Source organism: Streptomyces sp. NPDC052036, from assembly GCF_040680495.1.
In the GTDB taxonomy this organism is placed as follows: Bacteria; Actinomycetota; Actinomycetes; order Streptomycetales; family Streptomycetaceae; genus Streptomyces.
This window is the reverse complement of the sequence record NZ_JBFAWW010000025.1, coordinates 82,061-99,947: the sequence shown is the minus strand read 5'-3', so window position 1 is coordinate 99,947 and position 17,887 is coordinate 82,061. Positions and strand designations below refer to the sequence as shown.

The following is a 17,887-nucleotide window of genomic DNA, read 5'->3' as shown; positions in this document are numbered from 1 at the left end:
CGATCGGATCAACCGCGGACGGCGGCGAGGGATTCCCGCGCGGCGGCGGCCACGTTGTCGGCCGTGAAGCCGTACTCGGCGAACAGGGTCTTGGCGTCGGCGGAGGCACCGAAGTGCTCCAGGGAGACGATGCGTCCACGGTCACCGACGTAGCGGTACCAGGTCAGGGCGATACCCGCCTCGACCGCCACGCGCGCCTTCACGGACGGCGGAAGGACGTGCTCGCGGTACTCGGCGGACTGCTCCTCGAACCACTCCACGGACGGCATCGACACCACCCGGGTGCCCACGCCCTCGGCCTCGAGTCGTTCGCGCGCGGCGACCGCGAGCTGCACCTCGGAGCCGGTGGCGAGGAGGATCACGTCCGGGGTTGCGGTGGAGGACTCCCGCAGGATGTAACCGCCCTTGGCCGCCTCGGGGTTGGGGGCGTACGTCGGCACGCCCTGGCGGGTGAGCGCGAGGCCGTGCGGGGCCGGGGCGGTGGAGTGCCGGCGGAGGATCTCGGCCCAGGCGACGACGGTCTCGTTGGCGTCGGCCGGGCGGACGAGGTTCAGGCCCGGGATGGCGCGCAGGCTGGCCAGGTGCTCGACGGGCTGGTGGGTCGGGCCGTCCTCGCCGAGACCGATGGAGTCGTGCGTCCACACATAGGTGACGGGGAGCTGCATCAGGGCCGACAGGCGCACGGCGTTGCGCATGTAGTCGGAGAACACCAGGAAGGTGCCGCCGTAGATACGGGTGTTGCCGTGCAGGGCGATGCCGTTCATCTCCGCGGCCATGGAGTGCTCGCGGATGCCGAAGTGGATCGTGCGCCCGTACGGGTCCGCCTCCGGCAGCGGGTTGCCCGTGGGCAGGAACGAGCTGTTCTTGTCGATGGTGGTGTTGTTGGAGCCGGCCAGGTCGGCCGAGCCGCCCCACAGCTCGGGGATGACCGCGCCGAGGGCCCCCAGCGCCTTGCCGGAGGCGGCGCGGGTGGCCACCGCCTTGCCCTCCTCGAAGACCGGCAGCGCGTCCTCCCAGCCCTCCGGGAGCTGGCCCGCCACGACTCGGTCGAGCAGCTTCGCGCGCTCCGGCTGGGCCGCGCGCCACTCCGCGATCCGCTTGTCCCAGGCGGCGTGCGCCTCGGCACCGCGGTCGAGGGCCTGGCGGGCGTGGGCGAGGACCTCGTCGGACACCTCGAAGGTCTTCTCGGGGTCGAAGCCGAGGACGCGCTTGGTGGCCGCGACCTCGTCCTCGCCCAGCGCCGAGCCGTGCGAGGCCTCGGTGTTCCGGGCCTTCGGGGCGGGCCAGGCGATGATCGTGCGCATGGCGATGATCGAGGGGCGCCCGGTCTCGGCCTGCGCCGCTGTGAGCGCCGCGTACAGCGCGTGGACGTCGATGTCGCCGCTCTCCGCGGGCTCGATGCGCTGGACGTGCCAGCCGTAGGCCTCGTATCGCTTGAGTACGTCCTCGGAGAAGGCGGTCGCGGTGTCGCCCTCGATGGAGATGTGGTTGTCGTCGTAGACGAAGACCAGATTGCCGAGCTTCTGGTGGCCGGCGAGCGAGGAGGCTTCGGCGGAGATGCCCTCCTCCAGGTCGCCGTCGGAGACGATCGCCCAGATCGTGTGGTCGAAGGGGGAGGTGCCCTCGGGGGCGTCGGGGTCGAACAGGCCGCGCTCGTAGCGGGCGGCCATCGCCATGCCCACCGCGTTGGCCACACCCTGGCCCAGGGGGCCCGTGGTGGTCTCGACACCGGCCGTGTGGCCGTACTCGGGGTGACCGGGCGTCTTGGAACCGTGCGTGCGGAACGCCTTCAGATCGTCCAGCTCCAGCTCGTAGCCCGACAGGAAGAGCTGGGTGTAGAGGGTCAGCGAGGTGTGCCCGGGGGAGAGGACGAAGCGGTCACGGCCGATCCACTCGGGGTCCGCCGGGTCGTGTTTCATCACCTTTTGAAAGATCGTGTACGCGGCGGGCGCCAGGCTCATCGCGGTGCCCGGGTGGCCGTTGCCGACCTTCTGTACGGCGTCGGCGGCCAGAACACGGGCTGTGTCGACGGCTCGCCGGTCGAGGTCGGTCCATTCGAATCCGTCTGCGCTCTGCGCACTCATCTTCAAGAAGTCCTCACTGGACGCATGATCTCTGGCGGAACGTCGTCAAACTTAAAAGTCTGACTTTTGCGGGGGAAGGTGTGCCTGTGTCAGCCTTCGGTGAAAGTGGGACATCGACAGCGGGACCGAGGCGGCACGAGACGGACATGGCGGACAGAACCACATATGACAGGGACGGGATCAGGACGTATCCGTTCCCGGTCGACCTGAGCGTCTGCGGTGTCGGCATCCAGGTGGGTCCGATGGGGCCCGGCCGTATCTGGCACGAGGACGCGCCGCTGGACCGCGTCCACCGCATCGACTTCCATGTGGTGATGTTCTTCAACGGCGGCCCCGTGTCGCACATGGTGGACTTCGCCGAGTACCGGCCGAGCGCCGGTGACGTTCTGTGGATACGCCCCGGCCAGATCCACCGCTTCTCCCGGACGAGCGAGTACCGCGGCACCGTGCTGACCATGCAGCCCGGTTTTCTGCCGCGCGCCACCGTGGAGGCCACGGGCCTGTACCGCTACGACCTGCCGCCGCTGCTTCACCCCGACCCGGCGCAGCTGGCCGGGCTCCGTGCGTCCCTGGAGCATCTGCAACGGGAGTACGAGGACGCGACCACCCTGCCGCTGAGTCTGCACACGGCGGTACTGCGCCACTCCCTGACCGCGTTCCTGCTGCGGCTCGGGCATCTCGCGGCCAGCTCCGCCGAGGCGGCGCGCGATCAGGCCGACACCACCTTCACCCTCTTCCGGGACGCCGTCGAGCAGGGCTTCGCCACCAACCACAGCGTCAGCGCCTACGCCGACGCCCTCGGCTACTCCCGCCGCACCCTGGTGCGCGCCGTCCGTGCCGCCACCGGCGAGACCCCCAAGGGCTTCATCGACAAGCGGGTGGTCCTGGAGGCCAAGCGCCTGCTCGCGCACACGGACCTGCCGATCGGCCGCGTGGGCGCCGCCGTCGGCTTCCCCGACCCGGCGAACTTCTCCAAGTTCTTCCACCAGCACACGGACACGACACCGGCGGCGTTCCGGGCGGAGTTGCGATGACACGGGGGCGGGCCGCGGGCCCGCCCCCGTCGGTTGCCGACGTTCTCAGTGGCCGAAGTCGAACCAGTTCACGTTCACGAAGTCGCTCGGCTGGCCGCTGGTGAAGGTGAGATAGACGTCATGGGTGCCGGTGACCTGCCCGATGTTCGCCGGTACGGTCCGCCAGCTCTGCCAGCCGCCCGTGCCCGCCACCGCGAAGCTGCCGACCGGTGCGTTCGTACGGCTGTCGAGGCGCACCTCGACCAGTCCGCTCACCCCGCTCGCCGCGCCGCTCGCGACCCGGCCGTAGAACTGCGTGGCCGCCGTGGAGCCGAAGTTCACCCCCTTGTAGAGGGCCCAGTCACCGTTCGCCAGGTAGCCGATGTCCTGGCCGCCGCCGGTGTCCGTGGTGGTCTCGGGGATCACACCGGACTGGCTGTCGTACGACTCGGCCTGGATCGCGCCGTAGGCATCCCGGTTGCCGGAGGGCGGCGGCGTGGTACCGCTCCCACCGCCCGAGGACTGGAGCACCTGCACATAGTCGACCGCCATCGGGTGGCCGGGCTCGGTGCCGCCGTCCGGACCGCCGCCGAACGCGGCCGGGAAGCCGCCGCCCATCGCCACGTTCAGGATGACGAAGAAGCCGTGGTCGGTGGCGTTGGCCCAGGTCGTCGCGTCGACCTGGTTGGCCCGCACGGTGTGGAAGTTGACCCCGTCGAGGTAGAAGCGGATCTCCTCGGGGCTCGTCGAGCGGTCCCACTCCATCGCGTAGGTGTGGAAGCCCGCCTGGCATGTCGTGCCGTTGCACGGTGTGGAGTTGCCGATGCCGGACGTCTCGTTGCACGGGCCGCCCGGGTTGGTGCCGCAGTGCATCGTCGCCCAGTCGGTGTTGAGGCCCTGGACGTTCTCCATGACGTCCAGCTCGCCGACGCTCGGCCAGTTCTGGTAGTTCCCCCGGTACGGCGCGCCCAGCATCCAGAAGGCGGGCCAGTAGCCCTTGGCGGCGGCACCGGTCACATCGGGCAGCTGGATACGGGCCTGGACCCGCAGCTTGCCGCCGGCCGGGGGCCGGAAGTCGGTGCGGTTGGTCTCGATACGGCCCGAGGTCCAGTTGCCGGCGGCGTCGCGGCGCGGGGTGATGAGCAGATTGCCGTTGCCGTCGAGCGAGACGTTGCCAGTGCTGGAGGTCATGGTCTCGACCTCGCCGGTGCCCCAGTTGGCGGCGCCGCCCGGGTACGAGGTCCCGGTGTCGTACTGCCAGTCGGCCGTGTTCACGCCGGAGCCGGCCGCGCCGTTGAAGTCGTCGAGGAAGACCTGGGTCCAGCCGGACGGGGGAGCGGGGGCGGAGGCGTTCGCGGGCAGGGTGGCGGTCGTGGCGGCGGCCACGGCCAGACCCATGGTGCCGAGTACGGCGAGGAGGACGCGGCGCAGGGGCCGACGTCTCGCGGGTGTGCCGGAAGTGTCGTTCATGTGCTGCCTCATTCGTACGGAGTGGGGGTGTGCGGGTGCGCGGGAGAGCCGGGGAGGCGCGGACGGTTTTGAGAGCGCTCTCACGCGCCGCGCCGCCAATGTGCTCTCGGTCACTCCGGTCGTCAAGAGGTAAAGCCGAGAAAGTCCTTTCGTGGCACGGGAGTTCAGGCGCCGAAGCAAGGCCGTGCGGTCCGTGGCCCCGGGCCGCTCCCCGCCCACCCGTCCGCGATGCCCCTGCGTCCGGACGTCCTCCGGCGGCTGTGTGGATTGACTCTTTGAATCCAAGGGGTGTTGCGTGCGATACCTGCGAACACAGCGCGGGAGTCGGCCTGAATCAACGGCCCCGACGCGGCCTCAGGGGGGAGAGAGTAGGAGGAGACAGGAGGAGCGGGCACCCGCCGGGCGGCCCCGGCCCCGACCATCGCCGGAGGTACATGTGAACCCAGCCCGTGCGCGGCACACCGTGGCCATCGTCGGGGCGGGCGCGGCCGGCGCGCTGACCGCCCTCCAGGTGTGCGAGACGGCGGCGCGCCGCCGTACCCCCCTCGACCTGGTCCTGATCGATCCGGCACCGGAGGCCGGACGGGGTATCGCCTACGCCACTCCCGACCCCCGGCACCGGCTCAATGTGCCTGCGGGCGGGATGAGTTGCTATCCGGACGACCCCGGCCATCTCACCCGCTGGCTGTGCCGCCACGGCGAACCCACCGTCACCGCCGCCGACTTCATCACCCGGTACCGCTACGGCGCCTACCTCGCCGACACCCTCGGACAGGCCGTCGTCCGCGCCCACGGGGTGGTGGGGGTACGGCGGCTGCGGTCGCGTGCGGAGGGCTGCGCGGACACCGCCGACGGGCGGCTGGAACTCCGGCTCGCGGACGGCGGGTGCCTGACGGCCGACGGCGCGGTGCTCGCCACCGGGCCGGCCGCCGGGACCGGTGCCTGGGCCCCTCCCGGACTGCGCACGTCACCGCGGTTCGTCGCCGAGCCCTGGGCGCCGGGCGCGCTCGCGGGGCCGCTCGCCGACACCGCCGATGTGCTGCTGGTCGGCACCGGGCTCACCGCCGTCGACCTGGCGCTGACCCTGGACCGCCCGGGCCGGGTGCTCCACGCCGTCTCCCGCAACGGACTGCTGCCGCAGCCGCACGCCCTCAACCCGGCACCGCCCATGCCACCGCCCCCGGGGCTTCCCGGGGCGCCCCTGGACCAGCTGCGCCGGGCCGTGTTCCGGCAGGCCGGCCGGGCGGTCCGGCTCCACGGTGACTGGCGCCCCGCGCTCGACGGTCTGCGCCCGTACACGGTCCGGCTGTGGCAGGGCCTGGCCCCCGGCGACCGCGCCGAGTTCCTACGGCGGGACGGCGCGCTGTGGAACACCCACCGGCACCGCATGGCGCCCGCCACGGGGGAGGCGCTGGCCCGGGTGCGGGCCGCCCGACGGCTGAGCGTGCGCTCCGGCCGGATCGCGGACGCTCGTACCGCCCCCGACGGCACGGTGACCGTCGCCCTCGCCGACGGCCGTACGCTCCGGGTGGGCTGGGTCATCGACTGCACGGGCCCCGGCCACCACCTCGACGACCCTCTGTGGCGTTCGCTCGCCGACGCCGGGGCCGCCGTCCCGGGGCCCCTCGGGATGGGGGTCGCCACCCGTGAGGGCCGGCTCCTCGACGCCGCCGGCCGGGCCGACCGCCCGCTGTTCACGCTTGGCGCCCCGCGCCGTGGCGAACTGTGGGAGACCACCGCCGTCCCCGAGATCCGGGCGCAGGCGGCGGCGCTGGCGAGGGAGGTGCTGGCCCCGCTCGCCCCGCCGGTGCGCCGGAGCCGACGGCGCCCCGTGGACGCACAGGGGCTCTCCCTCTCCACGCACGCCGACGCGGCCGCCGCCCACCGCACCGGGCTCGACCGGGTGCTCAAGGTCAGGTCGGGCGCCGACGAGGCGTTCCGGCGGGCCGTCGCCCTCGACCCAGGATTCGCCCTCGGACATGCCGCGCTCGCGCTGCTCGGCCATGAGTGCGGCGCGCAGGTCGATGTGCCCCGGGAACTCGCCGAGGCACAGCGGTGCGCGCGGGAGCGGGCCGATGAGCGCGAGCGCTCCTTCGTGGAGGTCGTCACCCACCGCGTCCACGGCACCGACCCGGACGGCAGCGCGTTGCTGGGCCACCTCGACGCCCACCCGGGCGACGCGCTCGCGCTGGCCGCCGCCGTGCCCACCATCGCCTTCTCCGGGGTCCGCGATCTCGACGACGCCTATGCGTTGCGGCTGGTGGGGCGCACCTCACCCGCGTACGACGGCCACTGGTTCCACACCTCGCTGCTGGCCTTTCTGCGTCAGGGGCAGGGCCGTCTCCACGAGGCGGGCGAACTCGCCCACCGGGCCCTGGCGGCCGAGCCCGCGTCCGGGCACGCCGTGCACGCGCTCGCCCATGTCCACTACGAGTGCGGCGCCCATGAGGCGGGCCGTGACTGGCTCGACGGATGGGTGTCGGGGCAGGGGCGCGGCGCGGTCCACCGTGCGCACTTCTCCTGGCACATCGCACTGCACGAACTGGCGCTGGACGATCCGGCCGCCGTCCGCAGGCGCTGGCTGGCGCAGTTGGCGCCCGGGCGGGTGTCCGGGGTGCGGGCGCTCGTCGACTCGGGATCGCTGCTGTGGCGCGCACGGCTGAGCGACAGCTGGCCGGGCGAGGTGCCCGCCGCCGAGGTGCTCGAATCGGTCGCCCGGGACATCGTGGAGCGGCCCGCGACCGCGTTCACCGCGCTGCACGCGGCCGTCGCCCTCGCCGCCGCGGGCGATGTGGCGGCTCTGCGCCGGTTGCGCGACCATGCGGCGGGCGCCGACGCGGTGCAGCGGGAGGTCGTCGTGCCGCTGTGCGAGGCGCTGGCCGCCCTCGTCGAGGAACGCTTCCACGAGGCGGCCCGCGGCCTCGCCGCTCTGCTGCCGGCGGTGCGCAGGGTCGGCGGCAGCGCGGCCCAGCGCGAGGTCGTCGAGGAGACGCTGCTGTACGCCCTGATGGCGGCGGGCCGCTGTGACGCCGCCCGCCGGCTGCTGGACGGACGCCTGGACCGGAAACCGGCGCCCCGGGACCGCCGTCTGCTGGCCGCGCTGCCGGGGTGACCGGACGTGTGTCCCCTCCGGGGCGCCGTGGTCGTCCTGCGGGGCCCGCGCGTCGCCACGCGCGGGCCCCTGCCGCTCAACCGCTCGACGTGAGCCGGCGCCCCGTCAGGATCCCACCACGTCCACGAAGACGGGGTTGGCGTAGAACCATGTGTCGGCCCACGGATCGCCGTCGCCCGGAGTGTGCGGGACCGGCCCGTGCGGGTCGACCGAGGTGCCGAGATATCCGGCACCGTGACGCCGGCCGTCGCTGCCGCGCAGCCGGACGTAGAAGGACTCGCTCCCGGCGGTCAGCGGGATGCTCAGGGTGTACGTGCCCCTGCGGCCGCTGACGTCCCTGGTCTCGACGACCTTGGTGTCGGGCGCCCGCCAGGTGTCACGGTCGGCCACGGGCCCGCGCACGGCACCCCGGATCACATCCACCTGCGCCAGACGCGGCAGGATCCCCTGGGGGTTGGGGCGGGAGGCGCTCGTCACGGTCACCTGCAGCGTGAGCCTCTCGCCCTTGCGCACCCGCAGCCGGCCGCCCAGCGTGACGCCGCGCCCGGGGTCGCAGTCCCGCTTCAGCCGTACGTCGAGACCGTCGAGCAGATGCCCGTGGTCGACCCAGACCCGGCCCGCGCGCAGGCCCGCCATCACCGCCCGATAGCCGATGGGGGCACCGCCCACACTTTCAAGGTAATGGGGGAGGGTGACCCCGACGTGGGTGCGGCTGAACTGGCCGGGCCAGAAGTCGCTGCCCGGCTGCGGGGTGTCGGTGTTGACCGGGTCGGGCAGCCTGCCGGTGTTGTCGAAGTCCTGGCCCGGCAGCCAGTCCCCGTTCCTCCAGGTGTCGAAGACCACGCGGTGGGCGTCGGAGTTGCTGGTGATCGAGAACAGCCTGCCCTCGGAGAGCAGCGCGTCCCACAGGCCGCCGACGGTCGCCGTCGCCCAGTCGAAGCCGCCGTAGGTCACATAGGCGTCCGCCGGGTATCCGGACCACGACTGCGCGGACGGTTTGTTCTCGTACTCGCCGCGGATCGAGGTGGTGGAGGAACGCCAGCCGGGGATCGCCGCGCCCTGGGCGCCGGGTGCGCCCTCCATACCGATCATGATCTCGGGCGCGGCGTCCCGCCAGCCGCGGATCTCGCGTGGGGAGTCGATACCGAGCCGCAGCGGATGGTTGGCGAGGACCAGCACGTCGTCCACGTATCCGGAGCGGCGCTGTTCGGCCAGCCACTGGATGGCCTGCACGGCGTGGGCCTCGTTGCGCGCGGTGGCCGCGGCGCCGGCGGAGCCCTCGGTGTAGCCCAGCAGCTTGCCGTCGTAGGCCAGCTCGAACCGGGTGAGCAGATCGACCTCGTTCGGGCCGGGGGCCGCGAACACGGTGGCGTGCTCGGCGGCCGGGATGTACCACTCCAGGCCCTGGAAGATCAGCTGGCGCGGGTTCTCGGCGCGTGCCTTGAGGATCTCCTGGTGCTCCATCCGCGCACCGTACGAGGCGTGCCCGAAGTTGGAGTGCTCGTTGAACACCATCCAGTCCAGGCCGTACCGCGCGCCGGCCTGGGCCAGTTGGGAGAACGTGTACTTGGCGTCATGGCTGTAGAGGGAGTGCACATGATGGTCGCCGACCAGATAGGCGAGGCGGGGGTCCTCGCCGCCGAGGCGCCGGCCGTGTGCCGCCGCGGGCGTGGCGAGGGAACCGACGGCGAACGCGGTGCCGAACAGTCCGGCGCTGCGCAGCAGGCCGCGGCGGGACAGGCCCTGGGCGTCCAGGCGGTCGGGGGAGACGGAAGGGTCGGCCCAGGCGGGCAGTTGCTGCTCGGTCATGGAGGCGGGGCCCTTCGGCTCAGTGGTTCATGAAGGAGGTGACGGGCAGCGCACGGGCGACGATACGGACGTCGCCGAGCCGGCCGTGCAGGATCTGGTCGATCTTTCCCGCGTACTCGTAGCCGCCCAGGAGCCACGGCAGTCCGACCGAGGCCAGACCGACGGCGGCGGCCCTCGGGTTACGGGCCACCGGGCAGCCCTCGACGTACAGCGTGGTGTGCCGGCCGTCGTTGACCACGGCCACGTGCCACCACTTCTCCCGCGCCGTCTCGTCGCCCCAGTTGGTGGCGATGCCCTCCTGGTTGAGCGGGCGCACTGCCCACTGCGGTCCGGGGCCGTCGGACAGCGACAGCGTCGCCAGCGGCTCGTCGGGGTCGTCGGCGGTCTTGCCCGCGGCGCCGCCCGTGCCGGTGCGGCTGACGAGCCCGGACCAGGCGTTGTGCGCGGGGTCCCAGTCCCCGGGGAGCCGGTAGAAGGCCTCGATGGTGTAACCCGAGGCGAGCGTCGCGGAGTTGAGCGGCGCGCTGTCGACCGTACGCAGATACGCGCCCGTCAGCGGCGACTTGTAGCCCCGGAACTCCAGGCTGCCGTGGCCGGGCTGGTCGGGGTGGTGGTCCGACGACCAGATCAGCGAACCGCCGTTCACCGTGACCAGGGTGAGGTCGTTGCCGCGCCCGGACAGATCGCGGACCGTGCCGCTGACGGCGGACCCGTCGTCGTGTCCGTCGAAGCGCCAGTACGCCATCGTGCCGGGGACGGTCATCTTCGACGCCGGCCGCGAGGGACGCGGCGGGACGGGGGCGAAGCCCGCGAACCGCTCCTCGAAGTCGACGACGACCGAGAACCGGTCGGCGTCACCGCTCAGCTCCATCTCCTCCCGCTCCAGGCGGTTCAGGCCCTTGGCGGCCCGGCCGAGGATCCACGGGGAGACGGTCTCCACGTCGATGACGTTCCGGTCGAGGTCGAAGTGGTACAGGCGGATCATCGCCGCGCCGCCGAAGTACCGGTTCTGATAGTTCGTCAGGTGCAGCTGGACCTCGTGGCCCGCCGCGTTCTTGCGGGTGGCGCGGCCGGCCGGCCAGTAGTGGCCGTTGAGAGTCAGGAAGATCTGGTCGTGGTCCTCGATCAGCCGGTCCCACAGCTCCTGGCCGTAGGAGGACAGCGTGTCGTCCTCGACGACCAGCTCGTGCGTGGTGAGGATCACCGGTGTCCGCGGGTGCCGGGCGATGACGTCCTTCGCCCAGGCGTACCCGTTCTCCGACAGCCGCCAGTCCAGGGCCAGCACCATCCACTCCCGCCCGGCGGCCCGGAACAGATGGAAGGTGTTGTAGCCGTCGGGGGAAGCGCCCCCGAACGTGGAGTGGCTCCGGAAGCGGTCCGGACCGAAGGCGTCGAGGTACGGCGTCGGGCCCCGCTGGTCGTCGGTCGACGACCGCACATCGTGGTTGCCCGCGAGGACGCTGTAGCCGACGCCCCGCCGGTCCAGCAGCCGGAACGCCTCACCGATCGCCGCGAACTCCTCCTCGGCGCCGTTCTGGGTGAGGTCGCCGAGGTGGGACAGGAACACGATGTTCTTGTCCCGGCCGTGCTCCAGGAGGTAGCGGAGCGAGGCCTCGACGGGCGCCGGGTCGATGCTCGGTCCGTCGAAGAGGTACTGGGTGTCCGGCATCACCGCGAGCGTGAAGCGGCGGCTGTCCGGGTCGGGCCGCCACCGCCCGCCGCTCGCCGAGGCCGCCTCCGCGACCGCCGGCAGGGCGACACCGGTGCCGGCCGCCGCGCCCAGCAGCGCGGTGGCGCGCAGGAAGGTACGCCGGCCGGCCCCGGCCTGGGGGGCTTCCTGGGCAGGGGACTGTCCCGGCTCGTGGGAAGTGCACACATCTACTCCGTGGGATCCGTGAAGGGCGGTGGGTCAGAGGGTGCGCAGGGTCCAGCTCCAGCGATGGACACCCGGCGGGATCGGATACGAGGCAGAGGCGCCGGGGTCGCACGAGGCGGTGCCGAGGCCCCGGTGGGCGGCGTCGATGTGCACCACGCACCGGGGGCGCGCCACCGGTTCGGCGTGGTGCCCGGCGGCGGTCGGGTCCTCGGCGCGGACGGGGGTCCCCCCGGCCGAAGGCTGGGGGAGGGTGACCGAGATCCGGCGGGGCTCGTCCAGATGGACCGAGAGCCCGGTGGCGTCCGGTGCCGAGAGCGTGAAGTGCCGTACGCCGTGCCGGCCGCCGCTCCCCTGAGGATGCAGATACGGGGTGAACAACTCGTCCACGGGGGCGAGGTGGTGTCCGACGGGTGCTCCCGCGGCGCGGTCCGGGCAGCCCTCCCAGGGCCCCTGTCCGTACCACTCCAGCAGATCCAGCCCCGCGACCGTCTCGAAGAGCGACCCGACCCGCGTCCCGTCGAGGAGCGCCTGTGGCAGCTCGGCGGTCTCCTGCACCCGGATGCCGCCCTCGACCACGGTGAACATCTGCTCGTGCCGGACGGCACCGGCCTCGCAGGCGTACTCGGACACCACGGTCACCGGACTGTCGCCCCGGCGTACCTCCACCACCGTGCGGACGAGCCGGTCGAGCCCCCAGGCCCGTCGGCGCCCGGCCGTCCCGCCCAGCTCGTCGTGGCCGGCGGGCGCCCGCCACAGGGTGAGCGTGGGGGCGGCGATCAGGAGCGGATGGACCAGCAGGCCGTCCTCGTCGACCTCGACGGACCGGCCCGGGACCGGGCGGTGCTCCTCGGCCGAGGGCCCGCGCAGCCGCACCTGCGGCACGCACACCTCGGTGCCGCGCGGTGCCCACGGCTCGTCGTCCGCAGTGCGCACCCGCAGGGTCAGCCAGGCCTCGCCGCCCTTCCGCGGCAGCCTGAACGGCAGTCGTACGGCCGTCGACTCGCCCGGGGCCAGAGGGGGCAGCTCGGCCGGGGCCGTGAGCGTGAGGCCGCCCGCGAGCGACAGCTCCCACTCGGCGGTCAGCCAGTCCAGGCCCCGGAAACGCTGGTGGTTGCGGAGGACCATGCCCTCGTGCCGGAAGCACTCCAGCCCGACCTGCGCCTCGATCTCCCGGTGCTCGTACATCGCCGGTTCGAGCGTGCGGACGGGGAAGACGACACCGTCCGCACAGAAGGCACCGTCGTTCGGGAGGTCCCCGAAGTCACCGTCGTACGCCCAGCGGTGGCCGGGCGCGGCGACACCGTTGTCGTACAGCCCGGCACCAGCGCGCCCGGCGGGTCTTCCGTCGCTCACGCGCTGGAGAATGCCGTGGTCCCAGAACTCCCAGATGAAGCCGCCCTGAAGGCCCGGGGTGGACTCGATGGCAGCCCAGTGGTCGGCGAGCGTGCCGTCGCTGTTGCCCATGGCGTGCCCGTATGCGCACTGGATCGGCGGTTCGGTCCGTTCTCCCGACAGGGCGTGCGCGACGCAGTCCTCGACCGGTGGGTGCACCGGCCAGAACGGTCTTCGTCAGAACTGTTCGCATAAGGTCGTCCTGCTCGCCGACGCGGCGAAGTTCCCGGGGACGGGCATGGCCCGGGTCTGCGGGCCCGAGGACCTGGACGTGGTGGTGACGAACGCGCCGGTCGACCCGGCGACCCGGTCCTCCCTGGAGGAAGCGGGCGTCGAGGTGGCCGCGGCAGGAAAGGCGGAGGCGTGAGGCTGACGATTCTGGGCGGCGGCGGATTCCGGGTGCCGCTCGTGTACGGGGCGCTTCTCGGGGACCGCGCCGAGGGCCGGGTGACCCGTGTGGTCCTGCACGATCTGGACGCCGGCCGGCTGTCCGCGGTGAGGCGGGTGCTGGCCGAACAGGCCGCGGGCATCCCGGACGCACCCGAGGTGACCGCCACGACCGATCTCGACGAGGCGCTGCGCGGCGCCGACTTTGTCTTCTCCGCGATCCGCGTCGGCGGCCTGGAGGGACGTGCGAACGACGAGCGGGTGGCGCTCGCGGAGGGCGTCCTCGGCCAGGAGACGGTCGGCGCGGGCGGCATCGCCTACGGTCTGCGGACCGTGCCCGTCGCCGTCGACATCGCGCGGCGGGTGGCCAGGCTCGCCCCCGACGCCTGGGTCATCAACTTCACCAACCCGGCGGGCCTGGTCACCGAGGCCATGTCCCGCCACCTCGGCGACCGTGTCATCGGCATCTGTGACTCGCCGGTCGGGCTCGGCCGCCGTATCGCCCGCGTGCTCGGCGTCGCGAACCCCCGCGAGACCTTCATCGACTACGTCGGCCTCAACCACCTCGGCTGGGTGCGCGGCCTGCGCGTCGCGGGCCGGGACGAACTGCCGCGGCTGTTCGCCGACCCCGGCCTGCTCGGCTCGTTCGAGGAGGGCAAGCTGTTCGGCGCGGACTGGCTGCGGTCCCTGGGCGCGATCCCGAACGAGTATCTGCATTACTACTACTTCAACCGCGAGGCCGTCCGCGCCTACCGTGCGGCCGAGAAGACCCGCGGCGCCTTCCTGCGCGACCAGCAGGCCCGTTTCTACGAGGAGATGACACGCCCGGGCGCCGCGGCCCTTCGGACCTGGGACCGCACCCGGGCCGAGCGCGAGGCGACGTACATGGCCGAGAACCGGGAGACGGCGGGCGCGGGCGAACGCGACGCCGACGACCTCTCCGGCGGCTACGAGAAGGTGGCTCTCGCCCTGATGCGGGGCATCGCCCGCGACGAGCGCACCACCCTGATCCTGAACGTACGAAACCGCGGCACCCTGTCGGTGCTGGACTCCGAAGCGGTCATCGAGGTGCCGTGCCTGGTGGACGCCAACGGCGCGCACCCTGTCGCGGTCGACCCGCTGCCCGGCCATGCCACCGGCCTGGTCTGCTCGGTCAAGGCGGTCGAGCGCGAGGTGCTGTCCGCGGCCGAGTCCGGCTCCCGCGCGACGGCGGTGAAGGCGTTCGCACTCCACCCGCTCGTCGACTCCGTCAATGTCGCCCGGCGGCTCGTCGACGGCTACACCGCCGTCCACCCCGGCCTCGGCTACCTCGGGTGATCCCGCCAGGAGAGGGAGGGGGTGCCCGGTGCTCCGGTCACCCCCACCCGTGTGCTCAGCCGGTGAACCCGGCGGTGATGGACGTGAACTGCCAGTTGCTCTGGTCGATACCGGAGCAGTTGCTCACCACGCCGCCGCCCGCGCACGGCCGGTCACGGTTGACCGCCCAGTAGGCGAGCCGGGCGATGTGGTGGGAGTTCGCCCAGTCTCGGATCTGGGACCAGATCGCAGGCGTCGTGTTCTCCTGCTGGTCGGACAGTCCGTTCATGCCGGAGATGCCGATGTGCGCGTAGGCCGTCGCGTCGTCCCAGCCGAAGGTCGACTTCAGCTTGGCCTTCAGGCCCTCGGCCGCGTTCACCGTGTTGCCGTACATGTCCGAGCCGCCGCCGAAGTCGAACGGCATGATGGTGAAGACGTCGATGTTCGCGCCGAGCGACTGGGCCTGCTCGATCAGCCGGTTGCCGTAGTAGGTCGGGCCGGTGGTCGAGGTGCCGAAGGTGACGATGGTCCTCAGGCCGGGGTTGTCGGCCTTGACCGTCTTCAGAGCGGTCAGGATCCTCGCCTGCACGGCCTCGTTCTCGAACTCGTCCGAGTTCTCGATGTCCATGTCGATCGCCTTGAGGCCGTAGGCGTCGATCACCTTCTGCAGGGCTCCGGCGAGCGCGCCCGCGGAGGAGCAGTTGGCCCCGAGCTTGCTGCCCGACCAGCCGCCGAAGGACGGCACGATGTCACCGCCCGCGGCACGGATCTGGTTGACGGCGGTCTGGTCGGCGCCACCGGTCAGCGGGCGGCTGCCGTCCCAGGCTGGGGTGCAGCCGCCGGAGTCCAGCACGAAGGCCATCGTGAACCACTTGATGCCGGTCGCGCTCATCACCGTGCTCGGGTTCGGCGGGTCGCCCCAGCCCTCGTAGAGGTACGGCGCCGCCTGCTTGAAGCCGGTGCCGCCGCCGCTGCCCGCGTCCGTGGTGACCGTAACGGAGTTGGAGGCCGCGGAGGTGTTCCCGGCCGCGTCCCGCGCCTTCACGGTGAAGGTGTAGCCGGTGCTGGGCGACAGACCGCTGACCGTCGCGGACGTACCGGAGACGCTCAGCACCTGGCTGGAGCCGCGGTAGATGTCGTACGCGGTCACACCGACGTTGTCCGTCGAGGCGTTCCACTTCAGCGACACGCTGGAGGAGGTCTTGCCCGTGGAGGTCAGACCGGTGGGCGCGGTCGGTGCCTGGGTGTCGGAGCCGCCACCGCCGCCACCGGGTCCGTCCAGGCTGATGTCGTCGGCGTAGTACGTGCCCTGCGCGTACCAGCCGTGGACATAGATCGTGGCGCTGGTCTGCGAGGCGCCGGTGGTGAAGGAGACGGACAACTGGCTGTACGCCGACGGGGACGTGGTCCAGGTCGAGGCGCCGCCGTCCACACCGAGGTAGACATAGCTGCCGCGGACCCAGCCGCTGAGGTTGTACGTCGTGTTCGGCTGGACCGACACGGTCTGGCTGCACTGCGCGTTGTCGCTCGAACTGACGGCTCCCGCGAGGGCCTTGGAGCCGCCGTGCACGGGACTGGAGACGGCCGAGCCGAGGTTGCCGGTGCAGGACCAGGGGGAGAGGCCCGACTCGAAGCCGGGGTTGGACAGGATGTTGGCCGCCTGGGCGGTCCCGGGAAGGGCGACGGCCCCGCCCAGCGCCAGGGCGGCGGAGCCGATGAGAGCGAAGAAGGCACGTCTGGAACGTCTGAGGAGTGTGCGCACGCGATCTCCCTGAAGGCGATGGGGGTTCGGGAGTGCAGGGCAGTGCAGTAGGGTGCGCAACCAAGTTGGTATGGACCAATCCAAGTGTCAAGGGCCCGGGGGAGGATTGGTCCAGACCGGTGGGGTGACCCATCGCCTCGCCGGTCCGACCCCCGTGGCACGGGCCGAACCTGCCGCACGGCAGGAACGGCCCGGTCCCTTCCTAAAGGGGCAGGGCCTGTGCCGTGCCGACCTCGACCGGGGCGACCGGCACGGCGGGCAGCACCGGAGCCTGCTCCACCTCGTCCACCCGCTGCTCCGGCAGCGCGACCGAGCGCAGCGGCCGGGGGCCCGACACCACCGCGTAGTCCGTGCCCAGGAACGGCGGCACCACCTGGCCCGGGTCCTCCCCGAGCGCCAACTGCACGGCTGCCCACGGGGCGTTGACGCCGCACAGCGAGAGTTGGTGCAGTCCGCCCGCCGGGCGCGTGTTGACGTCCAGGAGCACCGGCTTCTCTCCGAACATCCGGAACTGGATGTTGGACAGGTAGTGCAGTCCGAAACCCTCCGCGAGGCGTGTGGCCGGCTCCACCCACTGCTTGTCCAGCGTGAAGCCCCGGCGGCGCCCGTTCTTGGTGCGGGCCACCGCCATGCGGATCAGATTGTCGGGCCCGGTCAGGCAGTCGACCGACACCTCCGGCTCCTGCAGGCGCGGCATCACCAGCCAGTCGACGGGCTCCTCGGCCTCGCGCACCGCCCGGACGACCAGGTCCAGCGGCACGTAGGGGCCCGGGAACCCGCTCAGGTGTGCCATCGAGAACGGGGCGCGCGTGATGACGCGGAAGCCCACCCCGCCCGCGCCCGCCGCCGGCTTGAAGCACGCCTTGTGGCCGTCGGCCTCCAACTCCTCCACGGCGGTGAGGAGTTCGTCCTCGGTCGTCACCCGCCGCCACGGCGGGACCGGAATCCCGATCGACTGCACGGCCTGATACGCCGTCGCCTTGTCCCGGAAGACCGCGGCGGCCTCGGCGGTCGGCGCCAGCAGCGCCGTACCGGCCGCCTCGAACTCGGCGCGGTGCGCGACGATCGCCTCCTGGTGCAGCCGCGGTACGAACACATCGATGCCACGGCGCAGGCACTGGTCGAGGGCGTACTCCACATACCCGGCCGGGGACAGGCCCTCCGGCTCCAGCTCGGCGGTGTCCGCCGCGGCCAGGACGGGCGAGTCGGGGTCGCCGTGCGTGGCATGGATGTCGACGGCGCGGTCGCTGGGATTTCTCCGCAGCTGTTCCATGAAGAACACGTTCTCCGCGTACGTGCGGTTGAGCCAGACGCGTACGCGAGAGACCATGCAGGCCGCCTTTCAGGGTGCGCGGGCAGGGCGGAGCAGGCCGTGCCCGGCCAGGGGAGGGGGAGGTACACCGAACCGCCGTACGTGCGAAGGCGTCTGTGGCGGAGGTGTTGGGGCGATCATAGGGCCTCCCGGACACTCCCTGTGCCACGCGCGTGTTACGGATTCCCCCCTGTTTTCCAGCCACGCGGAAACGGGCTGTCCGAGGGGTGCGGCCCGGAGGGAACAGGCCGATTCAGGGGCTGTGGGCCGGGGCGATCGAAGGCCTCCAAGCCTGTGGGTAGAGGGATTCCGGCCGTTTTCCGGGACGCACCGGCATCCCCCGCGGGTCGCTCTTGTCCCCCGGCCGCCCGATG

At 72.3% G+C, this 17,887-nt stretch carries 9 protein-coding genes and 2 pseudogenes; 4 read left to right on the top strand and 7 right to left on the bottom strand.

Going from position 1 to position 17,887, the window contains the following annotated elements; genetic code table 11:
• Positions 1–8 precede the first annotated feature (8 nt).
• The gene (tkt, locus tag AB0L95_RS28920) at positions 9–2,084 is read right to left on the bottom strand and encodes a transketolase (RefSeq protein WP_365166326.1); all 2,076 of its coding nucleotides are present in this window, start codon (positions 2,082–2,084) and stop codon (positions 9–11) included.
• A 146-nt stretch (positions 2,085–2,230) separates the two neighbouring features.
• On the opposite strand from tkt, the gene AB0L95_RS28915 reads away from it, so the two are divergent.
• Complete coding sequence (locus AB0L95_RS28915) at positions 2,231–3,118, top strand: AraC family transcriptional regulator (protein ID WP_365166324.1); 888 nt, start codon at positions 2,231–2,233, stop codon at positions 3,116–3,118.
• A gap of 45 nt (positions 3,119–3,163) precedes the next feature.
• On the opposite strand, the gene AB0L95_RS28910 is transcribed toward AB0L95_RS28915, so the two are convergent.
• Positions 3,164–4,567: a glycoside hydrolase family 16 protein gene (locus AB0L95_RS28910; protein ID WP_365166322.1), complete on the bottom strand. Its 1,404-nt coding sequence runs from the start codon at positions 4,565–4,567 to the stop codon at positions 3,164–3,166.
• Between the two features lie 436 nt (positions 4,568–5,003).
• On the opposite strand from AB0L95_RS28910, the gene AB0L95_RS28905 reads away from it, so the two are divergent.
• Positions 5,004–7,679, top strand: coding sequence for an FAD/NAD(P)-binding protein (locus AB0L95_RS28905; RefSeq protein ID WP_365166320.1), 2,676 nt, complete (start codon positions 5,004–5,006; stop codon positions 7,677–7,679).
• A gap of 105 nt (positions 7,680–7,784) precedes the next feature.
• On the opposite strand, the gene AB0L95_RS28900 is transcribed toward AB0L95_RS28905, so the two are convergent.
• The 3 genes and pseudogenes from AB0L95_RS28900 to AB0L95_RS28890 form a co-directional block, all read right to left on the bottom strand.
• The gene (locus tag AB0L95_RS28900) at positions 7,785–9,488 is read right to left on the bottom strand and encodes a histidinol-phosphatase (RefSeq protein ID WP_365166318.1); all 1,704 of its coding nucleotides are present in this window, start codon (positions 9,486–9,488) and stop codon (positions 7,785–7,787) included.
• A gap of 19 nt (positions 9,489–9,507) precedes the next feature.
• Positions 9,508–11,364 (bottom strand): LamG-like jellyroll fold domain-containing protein, encoded by a 1,857-nt coding sequence (locus AB0L95_RS28895; protein WP_365166316.1) that lies wholly within the window; start codon positions 11,362–11,364, stop codon positions 9,508–9,510.
• 33 nt (positions 11,365–11,397) lie between these two features.
• Positions 11,398–12,918 (bottom strand): annotated as a pseudogene (locus AB0L95_RS28890) (beta-galactosidase domain 4-containing protein); the annotation flags it as partial.
• Between the two features lie 31 nt (positions 12,919–12,949).
• Between AB0L95_RS28890 and AB0L95_RS28885 the strand changes: the two are divergent.
• A pseudogene (locus tag AB0L95_RS28885) lies at positions 12,950–13,123 on the top strand (ArsR family transcriptional regulator); the annotation flags it as partial.
• Positions 13,120–14,460 (top strand): 6-phospho-beta-glucosidase, encoded by a 1,341-nt coding sequence (locus tag AB0L95_RS28880; RefSeq protein WP_365166313.1) that lies wholly within the window; start codon positions 13,120–13,122, stop codon positions 14,458–14,460. The pseudogene AB0L95_RS28885 and the gene AB0L95_RS28880, both read left to right, overlap by 4 nt.
• A 55-nt stretch (positions 14,461–14,515) precedes the next feature.
• Here AB0L95_RS28880 and AB0L95_RS28875 read toward each other — a convergent pair whose 3' ends face one another.
• A complete protein-coding gene (locus AB0L95_RS28875) occupies positions 14,516–16,201 on the bottom strand; it encodes a carbohydrate binding domain-containing protein (RefSeq protein WP_365166311.1) in 1,686 nt (561 codons plus the stop codon).
• Positions 16,202–16,403: 202 nt separating this feature from the next.
• Positions 16,404–17,531: an ATP-grasp domain-containing protein gene (locus AB0L95_RS28870; RefSeq protein WP_365166309.1), complete on the bottom strand. Its 1,128-nt coding sequence runs from the start codon at positions 17,529–17,531 to the stop codon at positions 16,404–16,406.
• Positions 17,532–17,887 lie beyond the last annotated feature (356 nt).